The sequence below is a fragment of the Pseudomonas sp. dw_358 genome, assembly GCF_018449655.1.
Lineage (GTDB): Bacteria > Pseudomonadota > Gammaproteobacteria > Pseudomonadales > Pseudomonadaceae > Aquipseudomonas.
On record NZ_JAAVUX010000002.1, the window covers coordinates 101,221 to 117,499 of the forward strand.

13 protein-coding genes and 3 tRNA genes are annotated in these 16,279 nt (G+C 61.1%); 5 read left to right on the top strand and 11 right to left on the bottom strand.

Annotated features, from left to right (window positions below; genetic code table 11):
- Positions 1-39 precede the first annotated feature (39 nt).
- The 3 genes from HB675_RS03940 to HB675_RS03950 all read right to left on the bottom strand — a co-directional run bounded on the left by HB675_RS03940 (position 40) and on the right by HB675_RS03950 (position 390).
- Positions 40-124, bottom strand: a tRNA-Leu gene (locus HB675_RS03940).
- 56 nt (positions 125-180) lie between these two features.
- A tRNA-His gene (locus tag HB675_RS03945) sits at positions 181-256 on the bottom strand.
- Between the two features lie 57 nt (positions 257-313).
- Positions 314-390: transfer RNA gene (locus tag HB675_RS03950), tRNA-Arg, on the bottom strand.
- 292 nt (positions 391-682) lie between these two features.
- Between HB675_RS03950 and folD the strand changes: the two genes are divergently transcribed.
- Positions 683-1,537 carry a bifunctional methylenetetrahydrofolate dehydrogenase/methenyltetrahydrofolate cyclohydrolase FolD gene (gene folD / locus HB675_RS03955; protein WP_213875885.1) on the top strand — a complete coding sequence of 285 codons (855 nt, stop codon included), beginning with the start codon at positions 683-685 and terminating at the stop codon, positions 1,535-1,537.
- A 121-nt stretch (positions 1,538-1,658) separates the two neighbouring features.
- On the opposite strand, the gene cysS is transcribed toward folD, so the two are convergent.
- Positions 1,659-3,041: a cysteine--tRNA ligase gene (gene cysS / locus HB675_RS03960; protein ID WP_213875887.1), complete on the bottom strand. Its 1,383-nt coding sequence runs from the start codon at positions 3,039-3,041 to the stop codon at positions 1,659-1,661.
- A 9-nt stretch (positions 3,042-3,050) separates the two neighbouring features.
- Positions 3,051-4,763 (bottom strand): glutamine--tRNA ligase/YqeY domain fusion protein, encoded by a 1,713-nt coding sequence (locus tag HB675_RS03965; RefSeq protein WP_213876558.1) that lies wholly within the window; start codon positions 4,761-4,763, stop codon positions 3,051-3,053.
- A gap of 212 nt (positions 4,764-4,975) precedes the next feature.
- Between HB675_RS03965 and HB675_RS03970 the strand changes: the two genes are divergently transcribed.
- Positions 4,976-5,476: a peptidylprolyl isomerase gene (locus HB675_RS03970; RefSeq protein ID WP_213875889.1), complete on the top strand. Its 501-nt coding sequence runs from the start codon at positions 4,976-4,978 to the stop codon at positions 5,474-5,476.
- Complete coding sequence (gene lpxH, locus HB675_RS03975; protein ID WP_213875891.1) at positions 5,473-6,198, top strand: UDP-2,3-diacylglucosamine diphosphatase; 726 nt, start codon at positions 5,473-5,475, stop codon at positions 6,196-6,198. The genes HB675_RS03970 and lpxH overlap by 4 nt, the downstream gene beginning before the upstream one ends.
- A gap of 26 nt (positions 6,199-6,224) precedes the next feature.
- Here the strand turns inward: lpxH and HB675_RS03980 are convergent, their stop codons facing one another.
- From HB675_RS03980 to miaE, 5 genes are all read right to left on the bottom strand, one after another.
- Entirely contained in the window at positions 6,225-7,754 is a 1,530-nt protein-coding gene (locus HB675_RS03980; protein ID WP_213875893.1) for a DHA2 family efflux MFS transporter permease subunit, read from the bottom strand.
- Positions 7,755-7,826: 72 nt separating this feature from the next.
- Positions 7,827-9,110 carry an HlyD family efflux transporter periplasmic adaptor subunit gene (locus HB675_RS03985; protein ID WP_213875895.1) on the bottom strand — a complete coding sequence of 428 codons (1,284 nt, stop codon included), beginning with the start codon at positions 9,108-9,110 and terminating at the stop codon, positions 7,827-7,829.
- 20 nt (positions 9,111-9,130) lie between these two features.
- On the bottom strand, positions 9,131-10,612 hold the full coding sequence (locus tag HB675_RS03990; RefSeq protein WP_213875897.1) for an efflux transporter outer membrane subunit: 1,482 nt from the start codon (positions 10,610-10,612) through the stop codon (positions 9,131-9,133).
- Positions 10,609-11,082, bottom strand: a complete 474-nt coding sequence (locus HB675_RS03995) for a MarR family transcriptional regulator (protein WP_213875899.1) — start codon at positions 11,080-11,082, stop codon at positions 10,609-10,611. The genes HB675_RS03990 and HB675_RS03995 overlap by 4 nt, the downstream gene beginning before the upstream one ends.
- A gap of 90 nt (positions 11,083-11,172) precedes the next feature.
- Complete coding sequence (gene miaE, locus HB675_RS04000) at positions 11,173-11,772, bottom strand: tRNA isopentenyl-2-thiomethyl-A-37 hydroxylase MiaE (RefSeq protein WP_213875901.1); 600 nt, start codon at positions 11,770-11,772, stop codon at positions 11,173-11,175.
- Positions 11,773-11,887: 115 nt separating this feature from the next.
- Between miaE and HB675_RS04005 the strand changes: the two genes are divergently transcribed.
- A complete protein-coding gene (locus HB675_RS04005; RefSeq protein ID WP_213875902.1) occupies positions 11,888-12,748 on the top strand; it encodes a universal stress protein in 861 nt (286 codons plus the stop codon).
- Between the two features lie 13 nt (positions 12,749-12,761).
- Here HB675_RS04005 and HB675_RS04010 read toward each other — a convergent pair whose 3' ends face one another.
- Positions 12,762-13,229 (bottom strand): DUF1289 domain-containing protein, encoded by a 468-nt coding sequence (locus HB675_RS04010; RefSeq protein ID WP_213875905.1) that lies wholly within the window; start codon positions 13,227-13,229, stop codon positions 12,762-12,764.
- Between the two features lie 399 nt (positions 13,230-13,628).
- Between HB675_RS04010 and acnB the strand changes: the two genes are divergently transcribed.
- Entirely contained in the window at positions 13,629-16,238 is a 2,610-nt protein-coding gene (gene acnB, locus HB675_RS04015; RefSeq protein ID WP_213876560.1) for a bifunctional aconitate hydratase 2/2-methylisocitrate dehydratase, read from the top strand.
- The last annotated feature ends 41 nt before the right edge of the window (positions 16,239-16,279 follow it).

Genomic DNA, 16,279 nt, shown 5'->3' on the forward strand with positions numbered 1-16,279 from the left:
AAAAAAGCCGCCCCTGAAGGACGGCTTTTTCAATACAGCTGGTGCGGACGGAGAGACTCGAACTCTCACACCTTGCGGCGCTGGAACCTAAATCCAGTGTGTCTACCAATTCCACCACATCCGCGTGAAGCTTTTAAAGCAAAGGCGCCGGATCGTTAAATCAGGCGCCTTTTCGGAATATGGGGTGGACGATGGGGATCGAACCCACGACAACAGGAGTCACAATCCTGTGCTCTACCAACTGAGCTACGCCCACCATATTGCGTTTTGTTGCACTACTTGCCAAGTTACTTGTCGTGCCAAAGCTGCCTTATGGCGCACCCGGCAGGACTCGAACCTGCGACCATCCGCTTAGAAGGCGGATGCTCTATCCAGCTGAGCTACGGGCGCTTATTTGCTTCATTCGCCTCGCGGCGCATGGAGAAACAGCTTCGGTCGATCATACTGAGCGAGTCAATTTTCAACCCTGCCCTGCTTGACCGTCCTAACCAGTGCTAGGCCCTGCCCGGCAAGTGCGACGAATCTTATAGACGAGCTCAAAGGTCGTCAACATCTTTTTGAAAAAAATTCATTTAATTAAAGGGGTTAGGGTAATTCCCGGACAAGGCGCCTTTGTTCGCGGGGCGGGGCGTGCGAGAATGCGCGTCCATTTTCATTCCCTTTCGATGGTTAATCACGCGTCATGACTGCACAACTTATCGACGGCAAGGCGATCGCCGCCAGCCTGCGCCAGCAGATCGCCCAACGCGTCGCCGAGCGTCGCCAGCAGGGCCTGCGCACGCCGGGCCTCGCGGTGATTCTGGTCGGCAGCGACCCCGCCTCCCAGGTCTACGTTTCGCACAAGCGCAAAGACTGCGAGGAAGTCGGCTTTCTGTCCCATGCCTATGACCTGTCGGCCAGCACCAGCCAGCAGGAGCTGACCGACCTGATCGACCGTCTGAACGACACCCCTGAAATCGATGGCATTCTGCTGCAACTGCCGCTGCCGGCGCACCTGGATGCTTCTTCGCTGCTGGAACGCATTCGCCCGGACAAGGATGTCGACGGCTTCCACCCTTATAACGTCGGTCGTCTGGCCCAACGCATCCCGCTGCTGCGCCCCTGCACGCCAAAAGGCATCATGACGCTGCTGGAAAGCACTGGGCAGGATCTGTATGGCATGAATGCCGTAGTCGTGGGCGCGTCCAACATCGTCGGCCGACCCATGGCCATGGAACTGCTGCTGGCCGGCTGCACGGTGACCGTCACCCACCGCTTCACCAAGGACCTGGCTGGCCATGTCGGTCGTGCCGATCTGGTGGTGGTGGCTGCTGGCAAGCCAGGGCTGGTGAAAGGCGAATGGGTGAAAGAGGGCGCGATCGTCATCGACGTCGGAATCAACCGCCAGGAAGACGGCAAGCTGGTGGGAGATGTGGTCTACGAGACGGCGTTGCCGCGAGCAGGCTGGATTACGCCGGTGCCAGGTGGGGTAGGCCCGATGACGCGGGCCTGCCTGTTGGAAAACACGCTGTATGCGGCAGAGACGCTGCACGCCTGATGAACGATCCTCTGCAGGACCGAGCCTGACTCGGGAACCGCACACCGCGTTCTATCAGCAAGACCGCGGGGGCATCTTCCCGAGCTGTGCTCGGTTCTGCAGGGAGGTCGGGTTTGGCCAGTCAGTCAGCCAGCCGCCAGGTGGTCCCGCCCTTGCTGTCCTCCAGCACCACACCCAACGCCGTGAGCTGATCACGAATACGATCCGACTCCGCCCAGTCCTTGTCGGTACGGGCTGCCAGGCGCGCGGCGATCAATGCTTCGACCTGAACCGCATCGACCTTGCCTTCAGCACCGGCGCGCAGGAAATCATCAGCCTCCAGTTGCAACACCCCCAGCAGGCCCGCCAGCTCGCGCAAGCGTGCCGCCAGGCCAGCCGCCGCGTGGACATCACTGTCGCGCAGACGGTTGATGTCACGCACCAGATCGAACAGCACGGCACAGGCTTCCGGCGTACCGAAGTCATCGTTCATCGCTGAAGCGAAACGCTCGACATAGGCTTCTCCCCCACTGGCTGCCACTTTCGGCAGCCCTTTGAGCGCATGGTAGAACCGCTCCAATGCGCTCTTCGATTCCTTGAGGCTGTCTTCGGAATAGTTGATCGCACTGCGATAATGGCTGGACACCAGCAGATATCGCACCACCTCCGGGTGATAGCTTTCCAGCACGTCGCGAATGGTGAAAAAGTTGTTCAAGGACTTCGACATCTTCTCGCCATTGATGCGGATCATGCCGCAATGCATCCAGGCATTGGCGTAGGTCTGGCCCGTGGCCGCCTCGCTCTGGGCGATCTCGTTCTCGTGGTGCGGGAACTCCAGGTCGCTACCGCCACCATGGATGTCGAAGGTGTCACCCAGGCAGCAGGTCGACATCACCGAGCACTCGATATGCCAACCCGGGCGCCCCGGCCCCCAAGGCGACTCCCAACTGGGCTCGCCCGGCTTGACGCCTTTCCACAGGACAAAGTCCAGCGGGTCATGCTTGGCTTCATCCACCTCGATACGGGCACCAATGCGCAGGTCTTCGATACGGTTGCGTGACAGTTTGCCGTAGCCGACGAACTTGCCGACCCGGTAATACACATCGCCGTTACCGGGCGCGTAGGCGTAATCCTTGTCGATCAGGGTCTGGATCATCGCGTGCATGCCGGCGATATGGTCGGTGGCACGGGGCTCCAGGTCGGGCTTGAGGATGTTCAGACGCGCCTCATCCTCATGCATGGCCGCAATCATGCGTTCGGTCAGCACGTCGAAGGCTTCGCCATTTTCCCGGGCGCGATTGATGATCTTGTCATCGATGTCGGTGATGTTGCGCACATAGGTCAGGTCATAGCCGCTATGGCGCAGCCAGCGCGTGGCCAGATCGAAAGCCACCATGCTGCGGCCGTGGCCAATGTGGCAGAAGTCGTACACGGTCATGCCGCAGACGTACATCCGCACTTTGTTGCCGTCCAGCGGCGTGAAGACTTCCTTGCTCTTGGTGAGGGTGTTGTAAATGTTCAGCACGATGAATCCTTAGCTCTGGCCCCACGAATCACGCAGGGTCACGGTACGGTTGAATACCGGATGACCGGGTTGCGAGTCTTTAAGGTCGGCGCAGAAGTAACCTTCGCGCTCGAACTGGAAGCGGTCTTCCGGCTGGGCATTGGCCAGCGATGGTTCCGCGCGACAACCGGTGAGCACTTGCAGGGATTCAGGGTTGATGTTGTCGAGGAAGGTGGCGCCCTCCTCGGTCTTTTCCGGATTGGCCGAACGGAACAGGCGATCGTACAGACGCACTTCGCACGCCACGCTGGCCTCGGCCGGGACCCAGTGGATCACGCCCTTGACCTTGCGGCCCTCGGGGTTCTTGCCCAGGGTATCCGGGTCGTAGGAGCAATGCAGTTCGACGATGTTCCCGTCGGCATCCTTGATGGCCTGGTCGGCGCGGATCACGTAGCTCCCGCGCAGACGGGCCTCGACGCCGGGCTCCAGGCGCTTGTAGCCCTTGGGCGCGACTTCGACGAAATCATCACGGTCGATGTAGATCTCGCGGGCGAACGGCAAGGCACGCACCCCCAGGTCTTCCTTGGGGTGACGCGGCAATTCGAGCGGCTCGACCTGGCCTTCCGGGTAGTTGGTGATGATCACCTTGAGCGGACGCAGCACGCACATGGCACGGGGTGCATTGTGGTCCAGGTCCTCGCGAATGCAGAACTCGAGCATGGACATGTCCACCACGCCGTCGGAGCGGTTGGTGCCGATCATTTCGCAGAAGTTGCGGATCGAGGCAGGGGTGTAGCCGCGACGACGGAAGCCCGACAGGGTCGACATCCGCGGGTCATCCCAACCACTGACGTGCTTCTCGTCCACCAGTTGCTTGAGCTTGCGCTTGCTGGTGATGGTGTAGTTGAGGTTCAGCCGGCTGAATTCGTACTGGCGCGGGTGCGCTGGCACCGACAGGTGGTCCAGGAACCAGTCATACAGAGGGCGATGGCCTTCGAATTCCAGGGTGCAGATAGAGTGCGTGATGCCCTCGATGGCGTCCGACTGACCGTGGGTGAAGTCGTAGTTCGGATAAATGCACCACGCGTCGCCGGTCTGGTGGTGATGGGCGTGGCGAATGCGATACAGAATCGGGTCGCGCAGGTTCATGTTCGGCGAAGCCATGTCGATCTTCGCCCGCAGCACGCGCTCGCCGTCCTTGAACTCGCCGGCCTTCATGCGGGCAAACAGGCCCAGGTTCTCCTCCACCGAACGCTCGCGAAACGGGCTGTTCTTGCCGGGCTCGGTCAGGTTGCCACGGTATTCACGGGCCTGCTCAGGGGTCAGGTCGTCGACGTAGGCGTCGCCCTTCTTGATCAGCTCCACCGCCCAGTCATGCAACTGGTCGAAATACTGCGAGGCGTAACGCACGTCGCCTGCCCAGTCGAACCCCAGCCACTTGATGTCGCTCTGGATGGCATCGATGTATTCCTGCTCTTCCTTGGCCGGGTTGGTGTCGTCGAAGCGCAGGTGGCAGGCGCCGCCGAATTCCTTGGCCAGGCCGAAGTTGACGCAGATCGACTTGGCGTGACCGATGTGCAGATAGCCGTTGGGCTCCGGCGGGAAGCGGGTGACGACGCTGCTGTGCTTGCCCGAATCCAGATCGGCCTGAAGGATCGGGCGCAGGAAGTTGGTCGGAACGACTGGGCCGTTGCCTTTGGCATTGGCGGCATTCGGAGCGGTATCGGCAGTGGGCTTGCTCATAGGATCCTTGGGCATACGGTTTTCGACCGGGGTAGGCCGACTAAATCAAAGCGCTTATCATAGCCCAAGCGGTCCAGCGGCTGACAGGCCAGGCTCCAGAAACTACCGGGGAAATCCTCGGGAGTGTGAAAAAAACCGCCGCAAAATGCGTATCACCCGCTGTAAACTGGCGGCGAGCCTTAAACGAATACTCAAGAAGAGCGATTTTCCTCATGTCCAAAGTCAAATTGACCACCAATCACGGTGCCATCGTCCTGCAACTGAACCAGGACAAAGCCCCTGAATCCGTGGCGAACTTCGTCCAGTACGTCAAGGAAGGCCATTACGACAACACCGTTTTCCACCGTGTGATCAGCAACTTCATGATCCAGGGCGGTGGCTTCGAGCCAGGCATGGCGCAGAAAAAGACCCGTGCCACCATCAAGAACGAAGCCAACAATGGCCTGAGCAACAAGAAATACACCGTGGCCATGGCCCGCACCATGGAGCCGCATTCGGCTTCCGCGCAGTTCTTCATCAATGTCGCCGACAACGATTTTCTCAACCACAGCGCACCGACCGTACAAGGCTGGGGCTATGCGGTATTCGGTGAAGTGGTCGAAGGCCTGGACATCGTCGACAAGATCAAAGGTGTCGCTACCACCTCCAAAAACGGCCACCAGGACGTTCCAGCCGAAGACGTGATCATCGAGAAAGCCGAGATCATTGAGTGATTCTGCTGATCTCCGATCTGCATCTGCAAGAAGAACGCCCGGACATCACCCAGGCGTTTCTTGATTTCCTCGCCGGGCGCGCGCGCTCGGCCGAGGCGCTGTATATCCTGGGGGACTTCTTCGAAGCCTGGATCGGCGACGATGCCATGACGCCCTATCAACTTTCGATCTGCGCGGCGCTGCGCGTGTTGAGCGACAGCGGCACGACGATCTTCCTGATGCACGGCAACCGCGACTTCCTGCTGGGCGACGCGTTCTGCAAGGCAGCCGGCGCGACCTTGCTGCCCGACCCCAGCGTGGTGCGGTTCAACGGCCAGCCGGTGCTGCTGATGCATGGCGACAGCCTGTGCACCCGCGACGAAGGCTACATGAAACTGCGCCGGATCCTGCGCAACCCCTTGACGCTGTTCGTGCTCAGGCACTTGCCGCTGAGCCTGCGCCACACGCTGGCGCGCAAGCTGCGCAGTGAAAGCCGCGCGCAGACGAAGATGAAAGCCAACGACATTGTCGATGTCACGCCGGAACAGGTTCCGCTGATCATGCAGGCCCATGGCGTGGAAACATTGATCCACGGCCACACCCACCGACCGGCCGTGCACCGCCTGCAGGTGGGTGAGCAGCCGGCGCGGCGGATTGTGCTGGGGGACTGGGACCGTGAAGGTTGGGCGTTGCAGGTCGATGAGCAAGGGTTTGGGTTGGCGCCATTTGCGTTTACCGCCTGACGATGCTCTTGCATGATGTCAGGGTATCAATGCCCTGACGCCTCCGGTCCTGCCTTGGCGGCAAACGGCGGTTTGGCGAAACAGATGATCACGATCAGCCCGGCAAACATCCATGCCAACAACACGAAGTAATCGATGGTCGACATCATGTAGGCCTGGCTGTTGACCGCCTGCTCCAACCTCGCGTACGTCTGCGGGTTGGCCCCGCCCATCTGCTCGATGGCTTGCCGGGTGGCCGGTTCGTAGACGTTGATATTCTCACTCATGTACGCATGATGGCCGATGGCCCGACGCTGCCAGATCCAGGTGGTCAGAGAAGCCGCAAAACTACCGCCCAGGGTCCGCAAAAAGGTTGCCAGCCCCGAACCGTCTGGAATCTGCTGCGGCGGCAGGCCGGACAGCAGGATGCTCAACGTCGGCATGAAGAACAATGCCACTCCGATCCCCATGAACAGTTGCACCAGGGCAATGTGCATGAAATCTACGTCGGTGGTGAAGCCGGCGCGCATGTAACAACTCGTGCCGATGGCCAAAAACGACAGCCCTGCCAGGATGCGCAGATCAAACTTGTTCGCGTATTTGCCCACGAACGGCGACATCAACACCGGCAGGACCCCCAGCGGCGCCGATGCCAGCCCCGCCCAGGTCGCGGTATAGCCCAACTGCGTCTGCAACCATTGCGGCAGGATCAGGTTGATGCCGAAAAACCCTGAATACCCCCCCACCAGCACGATGGTGCCGACCCGGAAATTGCGGTTGGCAAACAGCTTCAGGTTCACCACCGGGTGCGCATCGGTCAGCTCCCAGATGATGAACACCGCCAGGGCGATCGCCGATATGACCGTACCCATGATGATGAAGTTGGATTCGAACCAATCCAGGTCATTGCCCTTGTCGAGCACCACCTGCAAGGTCCCGACCCCAATGATCAACGAGATCAGGCCGACGTAGTCCATCGGCTGCCGGCTGGTCTGCACCGGCCGGTCCTTGAGCTGCTGGCGGACAATGAAGGCGGCAAAGATCCCGATCGGCACGTTGATGAAGAAAATCCACGGCCAGCTGTAACTGTCGGTAATCCAGCCACCCAGGATCGGTCCGGCAATCGGCGCGACCACCGTGACCATGGCCAGCAACGCCAACGCCATCCCTCGCTTGGCCGCCGGATAGACCGCCAGCATCAGGGTCTGACTCATGGGGTACAGGGGCCCGGCAACCATGCCTTGAATCACCCGAAAGCCGATCAATTCGGGCATCGAGGTCGAGGCGCCGCACATGAACGACGCCAGCACGAACAGCAGCGTCGCCCAGATGAACAGTTTCACTTCGCCAAAGCGTCGGCTCAGCCAGCCGGTCAAGGGCAAGGCGATAGCGTTGCTCACGGCAAACGAGGTGATCACCCAGGTGCCCTGATCGGAGCTGACCCCCATATTGCCGGAGATCGTCGGCAAGGCGACGTTGGCAATGGTGGTGTCGAGCACCTGCATGAAGGTCGCCAACGACAGACCGATGGTGGCCATCAACAGGCTGGGCGGCGTGAACGAAGCTTGGGAGCTCATCGCATGTTCCTGCAGATAAAGAGGTGCAAATGCTCATGCCCGCGCCGGGCGCGAGCATGAGGGACGGGCGTATCAGCGCTGAGCAGTCTTGACCGCCGCCGCGCTGTTTTCATGGATCAGCCGAGCGATGATTTCATCGGCTTCGCCCATCTGCTTGTCGTAGACATTGGTGGAATACGAGGCTTGCTGGGGCGGCTTCTGCGCCAGTACCGGCCCGCTCTGGTCATGCAGGTCGACATCGACCACGGTGGACAGGCCGATGCGCAGCGGGTGTTGCTCCAGGTCCTGGGCGTTGATGTGGATACGCACCGGCACCCGCTGGACGATCTTGATCCAGTTGCCCGTGGCGTTCTGCGCCGGCAGCAGGGCGAACGCGCTGCCGGTACCGGCACCGATACTGTCCACGGTGCCGCTGTATTTCACGTCGCTTCCGTACTGATCCGCCTCGATGTCCACGGCCTGACCGATGCGCATGTGACCCAGCTGGGTTTCCTTGAAGTTGGCATCGATCCACAACTGGTTCAGCGGGATCACGGCCATGGTCGCGGTACCGGGCTGGATGCGCTGACCCAATTGCACGGTACGCTTGGCCACGTAGCCGGTGACCGGCGCAATCAGCGTGCTGCGGGCATTGGCCAGGTAGGCCTGACGCAATTGCGCTGCCGCCGCCATCACGTCGGGATGGTTGGAGACTTGCGTGTCATCCACCAAGGCCCGGGAACTGGTCAGTTGCTGGTCGGCGTTGCTTACTGCGCTTTGTGCGGACACCAGATCATCATGGGCATGGGACAACTCTTCCTGAGAGATCGCGCCACCGGCGGCCAGGTTGCGCCGACGGTTGTAGTTGTCCTGAGCCTTTTTCAGGTCGGACTGGCGCGAGGCCATCTGTGCACGCATGGCATCGACGTTGGCGAACAGACCACGCACCTGACGCACGGTCTTGGCCAGGTTGGCCTCGGCGCTCTGCAGGGCAATGCGATTGTCGCTGGGATCGAAGGTCAGGAGCACCTGGCCTTCATGGACCAGGTCGCCGTCATCGGCGCCGATGCTGGTGACCGTACCGGTCACCAATGGCGTGATTTCCACCACGTTGCCATTGACGTAAGCATCATCGGTGCTTTCGTTATAACGCCCGTAAAGGTCGTACCACAGCCACACGCCGACGCCACCGAGAATGACCACAATGAGCACACCGATCAGCCACAGCTTGCGCTTGCGACCGTCGTGCTTGGGCGCGGTGGCCGAGTCCTGCGGCTTGTTGCCGTTCTGGTTATGGTTGCCGTTCTGGTTGTTGTTGTCGTTCTGACCGGCTGGACCGGCATTGGGCGAATCTTGAGTCGTGGAGGCAGTAGCCATGACAAATACCTTGGTCTGTTTCAGTCGGTGGTGCGGGCAGAGGTGACTGCGGGCGCGGCGGCCAGAGCGGCATCCTGGTAGCCGCCACCCAGGGCTTGCATCAGTTTGATCGAAAGGTCGATCTGCTCGGCATTGAGGCTGGCCAGTTGGCGCTGAGCCTGCAGCAGTTGCTGCTCGATGGTCAGCACATCCAGATAGTTGCCGACCCCCGAACCGTAGCGCCGAGTTCCGGTGTCATAGGATTGCTGGGACACCTGGGTCGCGCGTTGCTGAGCCGTTATCTGCCGCGCGATGGCCTGCAACTGGGTGACGGTGTCGCTGACGTCGCCTAACGCCTGAATGAGACTTTTGTTGTACTGGGCCACGGCCAGTTCATAGTCGGCATCCCGGGCATCAAGGTCGGCACGCAGGCGTCCGCCATCGAAGATCGGCAGCGATACGGTGGGCCCGACATTGAAAAACTTGCTTGGCGTGCCGAACAGCGCATCACCGAGAATCGACTGGGTACCGGCCGCCGCGCTCAGGTTGAGGTTGGGGTAGAAGCGCGTCTTGCTGGCGTCGATGCCTTTACGGGCGGCTTCCACTCGCCAGCGCGCGGCCACCAGATCGGGGCGGCGCCCCAACAACTCTGCCGGCAGCACACTGGGCAGCGCAACGACACTGGGTTGCAACACGTTGGGCCTGGCGATGGTATTGGCCCGGTCCGGCCCTTTGCCCAGCAATACGGCCAGCGCAATACGGGCGCTTTCCACCCGCTTGCGCGCATCGACGGCCTCTTCCTGGGAAGTGGCAGCGAGACTTTCGGTCTGCTGGTACTGATAGTCGCTGTCGATGCCAGAGTCCAGGCGGCGCTTGCCCAGGGTTAACATCTGCGAGGTGCGCTTGAGGTCATCCTGAGCCAGGTCGTCGACGATGTAGGCCTGGCCCAGATCGCTGTAGGCCCGCGCAACATCGGCCGCCAGAGTCAGTGCAGCGGCCTGGCGATCGACTTCCGACGCCTTGGCCTGCCCCAGGGCTGCTTCCCAGTTGGCCCGCTGCCCGCCCCACAAGTCGAAGTTGTAGTTGAACGACAGGTCCATCGTCCGCTCGGTGGCCAGCAGGTCACCCTGACCGGTGGGGTCTTGCTCGCGGGAAATCCGCGCGCGGGTGATACCGGCTTCGGCGTTGACGGTCGGCATGCGATCGGCGTCGGCGGCGTAGGCCTGGGCACGCGCCTGGTGGGCACGCGCCTGAGCAATCTGCAGGTCAGGGCTGTCGCGCAAGGCTTCGCGAATCAAGCCATCGAGCTGGGGGTCGCCGAGGCTGGTCCACCAGTCACTCTTCGGCCAGGCAGCCGGCGACAGGGTAATGCCGTTCAGTGATTGCCCGGCTTGCAGCGTTTTCGCATCCAGGCCTTTACTGCCGGGGGTCAGACCATGGAAATTGGCGCAACTGGCCAGGCTGACAGCCAGACTGAGCACTGAAAGACGCCGAACAGCCAGGCGCGAGGTTGTAGGGCTCATTTATCACCTATCCGCATGATGGTCACGCTGTCGCCTGCCGCCAGCAGTATTTTCTTGAGGATTTGTTCGAGGCTGGTCAGTTCGGCAGGTTCCAGAACACCCACCAGTTCGTTCATGGCCTCGGCACCAATCTGTGGCAGGCGGCCCGCCAGGCGGCCGCCTTCGGCGGTCAGCACCAGGCGCAACTGCCGCCGATCACCTTCGCTGCGCTCGCGCACGATCAGGCCTTTCTGCTCGAGGCGATCGAGCATGCGCGTCATGGCGCCGCTGTCCAGGGCCAGATAGCGGCACAGCTCGGCGGGGCTGTCGACGGTGGTGAGTTGCAGGATGATCAGCACTTTGAACTGTGCGGCGGTGACGTCTTCGTCGATCAGGTGCTTGTCGAGGATCCGATCCTTGAGCGCATGGGTGCGCCCGATCAGCAAACCGAGGTTGCTGTCGGGGAAATTATCGCAAGTGAAGTGTTTCATGAAGGCAGAAGCCTGCTTAGGCAGTTAACTGCCTGCAATATTACTGCCTAGGCAGTATCTGTCAACAGATTCGTCAGCCCGCTTAATGCTCTAGGCGGGCACACCACTGTGAAAGCGGAATTCCACATCCGGGCTTTCGATCAATTCGGCCTCGGCCACCCGCACCCGCTCGATGACCTTATCGATGTCCGCCGCGTCGCCATATTGATACGCAAGCTTCAGATAACCTTGAAAATGCCGGGCTTCGCTCTGCAGCAAGCCGAAATAAAACTTGCCGAGCTCTTCATCCAGGTGCGGAACCAGCGCCTCGAACCGTTCGCAGCTGCGAGCCTCGATGAACGCTCCGACCACCAGTGTGTCCACCAGTTTCACCGGTTCATGGCTTCGCACCTGCTTGCGCAGCGCCGAGGCGTAGCGCCCGGCCGACAAGGGCTGCAGGGCCACCTTGCGCTTTTTCATCAAGCGCATCACTTGTTCATGGTGGACCAGTTCTTCCCGGGCCAGACGCGACATCATATTGATCAGGTCGACATGCGTGCAATATTTGGCGATCAGGCTCAGCGCCGTGGAAGCGGCCTTGAATTCGCAGTTCTTGTGGTCGATCAGCATAGTCGGCTGATCGGCGAGCGCCGCCTCGACCCAGGCCGCCGGCGTGCGACAGCCAAGAAACGCGTGAATTTCAGGCAACATGGGCCATACCCCGGAGCAAAAGCGGCGGATTATACGCAAGCCCGCGACCCCTTGGTAAGCGGCCCGGCGCCAGCGGTCTATAGTCAACCGATGATCAGCGTCCGGAGGGCGAACTATGCAAGGCATCCGCAGCATCCTGGTGGTTCTGGAGTCCGCCGAACAACATGACCTGGCCCTGGCCCGTGGCCGTCTCATCGCTGGTGTGACCCAGGCTCATCTGCACCTGCTGATGTGTGACCGCAGCCAGGATCACTCCACGCTGCTCACCGAACTCAAGCTGCACCTGCTCGATCAGGGCTACAGCACTTCGGCCGAGCAGGCCTGGGCGGGCAGCCTGCATGAGACCATTATTGGTGTGCAGCAGGCCGAAGGCTGCGATCTGGTAATCAAGCGTCATCGCGCCGAACAGTCGCTGAAAAAAGCACTGCTGACGCCTGTGGACTGGAAGTTGCTGCGCGAATGCCCCAGCGCCGTGCTGATGGTCAAGACCGAACGCCCCTGGCAAGGTGCCAACATCCTCGCCGCCGTGGACGTCGGCAACCCCGACGACGAGCATCAACATTTGCACAATGGCATCATCGACCATGGCTATGGCCTCGCACAGCTGGCCAAGGGCGCACTGCATGTCATCAGCGCCCATCCGTCACCGATGCTGTCGGCCCCCGACCCGCTGGCGCCACGCGCCGATAGCGTCGAAGCACGCTATCGGCAGGCCTGCCAGGCGTTTCAGGCGCAATTCGACATTGATGATCAGCACCTGCATATCGCCGAGGGACCGGCCGATGAACTGATTCCTTATATGGCGCACAAGCTGGAAGCGGCGATCACAGTGATCGGTACGGTGGCACGCAGCGGATTGTCCGGGGCGTTGATCGGCAATACGGCCGAGGCAGTGCTGGATTCGCTGGAGAGTGATGTGCTGGTGCTGAAAAATCAGGAAATCATCCATCACCTGGTGGCACTGGCGCAGCGGTAGCAAGGGAATACCTTCAGCCCAGGCCATCCTGCAGAAACCCGGGCGCGATGTAGCGCTCGTAATGGGCTTCGGAGAGGAGGAAGAATTCCCGATCGATGGCATCGCGCAGCTCGGGTAGTTCCCAGTCGCGAAATTCGGGGAGCAGGACAATGCCGTAGGCATCCAGTTGGTTGATCACCCGGGCACCCCGTGCCAGCAGCTGATAGGCCCAGCAGTACTCGGACTGATGGGCGACGAAACGGATCTTGCGCTGCTCCAGTTGCTCGCGCAGGCGCTGGGGGTCGAAGACCTCGATCTTGGCTTCCATCACCTGCACCAGCAAGTATTCGAGGCGCATCCACACCGCGCGCTTCTGCGCTTCGTCGTAGCCGTTCCAGTGGATCACTTCGTGGTGAAAGCGCTTGCACCCGCGGCACACGAGGTCCCCGTAAACGGTGGAGCAAAGGCCCACGCAGGGGGTCTTGATGGATTGATTGGACATGGCGCAAAGCAGGGCCCGGCGGCGAATCGAGACCCATGTTAGCCCTTTGTCCAGGCACTTACACCCCAGAAGGTGTGGGGCCTAACTTACCTTTATCGAGAAATTGCCGTAGAATCACTCGGCCTTATTTAGGCAACAATGTCCGTTGGAAGCTGTTTTCAAAGCGTCACGAGCACAGTCAATCCAGTAGAAGGGTGTTGGCGGCGGGTTCTTCAGGGAATTCCGTCACCGGCCCTCATCAAGCTCCGCCCTTCTACAGGCGTAAAACTTTGAAAACAGCTTCTGCAAGGGATATCTGTCACCCTGGCTGGACGGCTCAAAAAGCCGCCGGATGCGCAGGCGTGTCGGAGTTCTCTGGATGAGCGTCCCGGACCGGGACCACTGATGAGGGTAATAACTGTGCTTGAAGCCTACCGCAAACACATTGAAGAGCGTGCCGCCCAGGGTATCGTGCCCCAGCCGCTTAACGCCGAACAAACCGCAGGCCTGGTCGAGCTGCTGAAAAATCCCCCTGCCGGCGAAGAAGCGTTTCTCGTTGACCTGATCACCAACCGCGTTCCGCCAGGCGTCGACGAAGCCGCCTACGTGAAGGCCGGTTTCCTGTCCGCACTGGCCAAGGGTGAAGCCACCTCCCCGCTGCTGGACAAGAAGCGTGCGGTCGAGCTGCTGGGCACCATGCAGGGCGGCTACAACATCGCGACCCTGGTCGAGCTGCTGGACTCTGCGGAGTTGGCCCCGGTAGCCGCCGAGCAGCTCAAGCACACCCTGCTGATGTTCGACGCCTTCCATGACGTGGCCGAGAAAGCCAAGAACGGCAACGCTCTGGCCCAGGCCGTCCTGCAATCCTGGGCCGACGGTGAATGGTTCAAGAAGCGCCCGACCCTGGCCGACAAGATCAGCCTGCGCGTGTTCAAGGTCACCGGCGAAACCAACACCGACGACCTCTCCCCGGCGCCCGACGCCTGGTCGCGCCCGGACATCCCGCTGCACGCCCTGGCCATGCTGAAAATGGCCCGCGACGGCATCGTTCCGGACGTGCAAGGCTCCATCGGCCCGATGAAGCAGATCGCCCAGATGTACAACGACGGCTTCCCGGTGGCCTACGTGGGTGACGTGGTCGGTACCGGTTCATCGCGTAAATCGGCGACCAACTCGGTGCTGTGGTTCTTCGGCGACGACATTCCATTCGTGCCGAACAAGCGCGCCGGCGGCTTCTGCTTCGGCACCAAGATCGCGCCGATTTTCTACAACACCATGGAAGACGCCGGCGCCCTGCCGATCGAATTCGATGTCTCGAATATCAACATGGGTGACGTGATAGACCTGTACCCGCACCTGGGCAAGGTCTGCAAGCACGACAGCGAAGAAGTCATCACCACGTTCGAACTGAAAACCCCTGTGCTGCTGGACGAAGTCCGTGCCGGCGGCCGTATCCCGCTGATCGTCGGCCGTGGCCTGACCGACAAGGCCCGTGCCGAGCTGGGTCTGGGTGCCACTGACCTGTTCAAGCTGCCGGAAGCCCCGGTCGACACCGGCAAGGGTTTCACCCTGGCCCAGAAAATGGTCGGCAAGGCCTGCGGCCTGCCGGAAAACAAAGGCGTGCGCCCTGGCACCTACTGCGAACCGCGGATGACCACCGTCGGCTCTCAGGACACCACCGGCCCGATGACCCGCGACGAACTCAAAGACCTCGCCTGCCTGGGCTTCTCTGCCGACCTGGTCATGCAGTCCTTCTGCCACACCGCCGCCTATCCAAAGCCGATCGACGTCACTACCCACCACACCCTGCCGGATTTCATCCGCACCCGTGGCGGCGTGTCCCTGCGTCCTGGCGACGGCATCATCCACAGCTGGCTGAACCGTATGCTGCTGCCTGACACCGTCGGCACCGGTGGCGACTCGCACACCCGCTTCCCGATCGGTATCTCGTTCCCGGCGGGCTCCGGCCTGGTAGCGTTCGCCGCTGCCACGGGCGTGATGCCGCTGGACATGCCGGAATCGGTACTGGTGCGCTTCAAAGGCAAGCTGCAACCGGGTATTACCCTGCGCGACCTGGTTCACGCCATTCCGTACTACGCCATCCAGAAAGGTCTGCTGACCGTCGAGAAGAAAGGAAAGATCAACGCCTTCTCCGGCCGCATCCTGGAAATCGAAGGCCTCGACGACCTGACCGTGGAGCAAGCGTTCGAATTGTCCGACGCCTCGGCCGAACGTTCGGCGGCCGGTTGCACGATCAAGCTGCCGGAAAAGGCCATCGCCGAGTACCTGAAGTCCAACATCACCCTGCTGCGCTGGATGATCAGCGAAGGCTACGGCGATGCCCGGACCATGGAACGTCGTGCGCAGGCCATGGAAGCCTGGCTGGCCAACCCGGAACTGCTGAGCGCCGATGCCGACGCCGAATACGCCGAAATCATCGAAATCGATCTGGCCGACCTCAAGGAGCCAGTGCTCTGCGCCCCTAACGATCCGGACGACGCTCGGCTACTGTCCTCGGTGGCTGGCGAGAAAATCGACGAAGTGTTCATCGGTTCCTGCATGACCAACATCGGCCACTTCCGCGCTGCTGGCAAGTTGCTGGACAAGGTCAAGGGCTCGATTCCGACCCGTCTGTGGCTGTCGCCGCCGACCAAGATGGACGCTCACCAACTGACCGAAGAAGGCTACTACGGCATCTACGGCAAGGCTGGTGCGCGCATGGAAATGCCGGGCTGCTCGCTGTGCATGGGTAACCAGGCGCGGGTAGCGGCAAACTCGACGGTGGTCTCCACCTCGACCCGTAACTTCCCGAACCGTCTGGGCGATGGCGCCAACGTATACCTGGCCTCGGCGGAACTGGCCGCTGTGGCTTCGATTCTGGGCAAACTGCCAAGCGTCGAAGAGTACATGGGCTACGCCGCGAGCATCGACAGCATGGCAGCGGACGTATACCGCTACTTGAGCTTCGACCAGATCGCTGAATTCCGTGATGCCGCAGCGAATGTGAACATCCCGGTGGTTCAGGCGTAAGCACTGACAGCCATGAAAAAACCCCGTGAATTCACGGGGTT

Bases quoted from the DNA above. Each gene is read 5' to 3' on its own strand.
- HB675_RS03985 (WP_213875895.1), bottom strand. From the start codon at position 9,110: ATGGCTACTGCCTCCACGACTCAAGATTCGCCCAATGCCGGTCCAGCC.
- HB675_RS04005 (WP_213875902.1), top strand. From the start codon at position 11,888: ATGCAAGGCATCCGCAGCATCCTGGTGGTTCTGGAGTCCGCCGAACAA.
- folD (WP_213875885.1), top strand. From the start codon at position 683: ATGACTGCACAACTTATCGACGGCAAGGCGATCGCCGCCAGCCTGCGC.
- HB675_RS03980 (WP_213875893.1), bottom strand. From the start codon at position 7,754: ATGAGCTCCCAAGCTTCGTTCACGCCGCCCAGCCTGTTGATGGCCACC.
- HB675_RS03970 (WP_213875889.1), top strand. From the start codon at position 4,976: ATGTCCAAAGTCAAATTGACCACCAATCACGGTGCCATCGTCCTGCAA.
- HB675_RS03995 (WP_213875899.1), bottom strand. From the start codon at position 11,082: ATGAAACACTTCACTTGCGATAATTTCCCCGACAGCAACCTCGGTTTG.
- HB675_RS04010 (WP_213875905.1), bottom strand. From the start codon at position 13,229: ATGTCCAATCAATCCATCAAGACCCCCTGCGTGGGCCTTTGCTCCACC.
- HB675_RS03990 (WP_213875897.1), bottom strand. From the start codon at position 10,612: ATGAGCCCTACAACCTCGCGCCTGGCTGTTCGGCGTCTTTCAGTGCTC.
- HB675_RS03965 (WP_213876558.1), bottom strand. From the start codon at position 4,763: ATGAGCAAGCCCACTGCCGATACCGCTCCGAATGCCGCCAATGCCAAA.
- miaE (WP_213875901.1), bottom strand. From the start codon at position 11,772: ATGTTGCCTGAAATTCACGCGTTTCTTGGCTGTCGCACGCCGGCGGCC.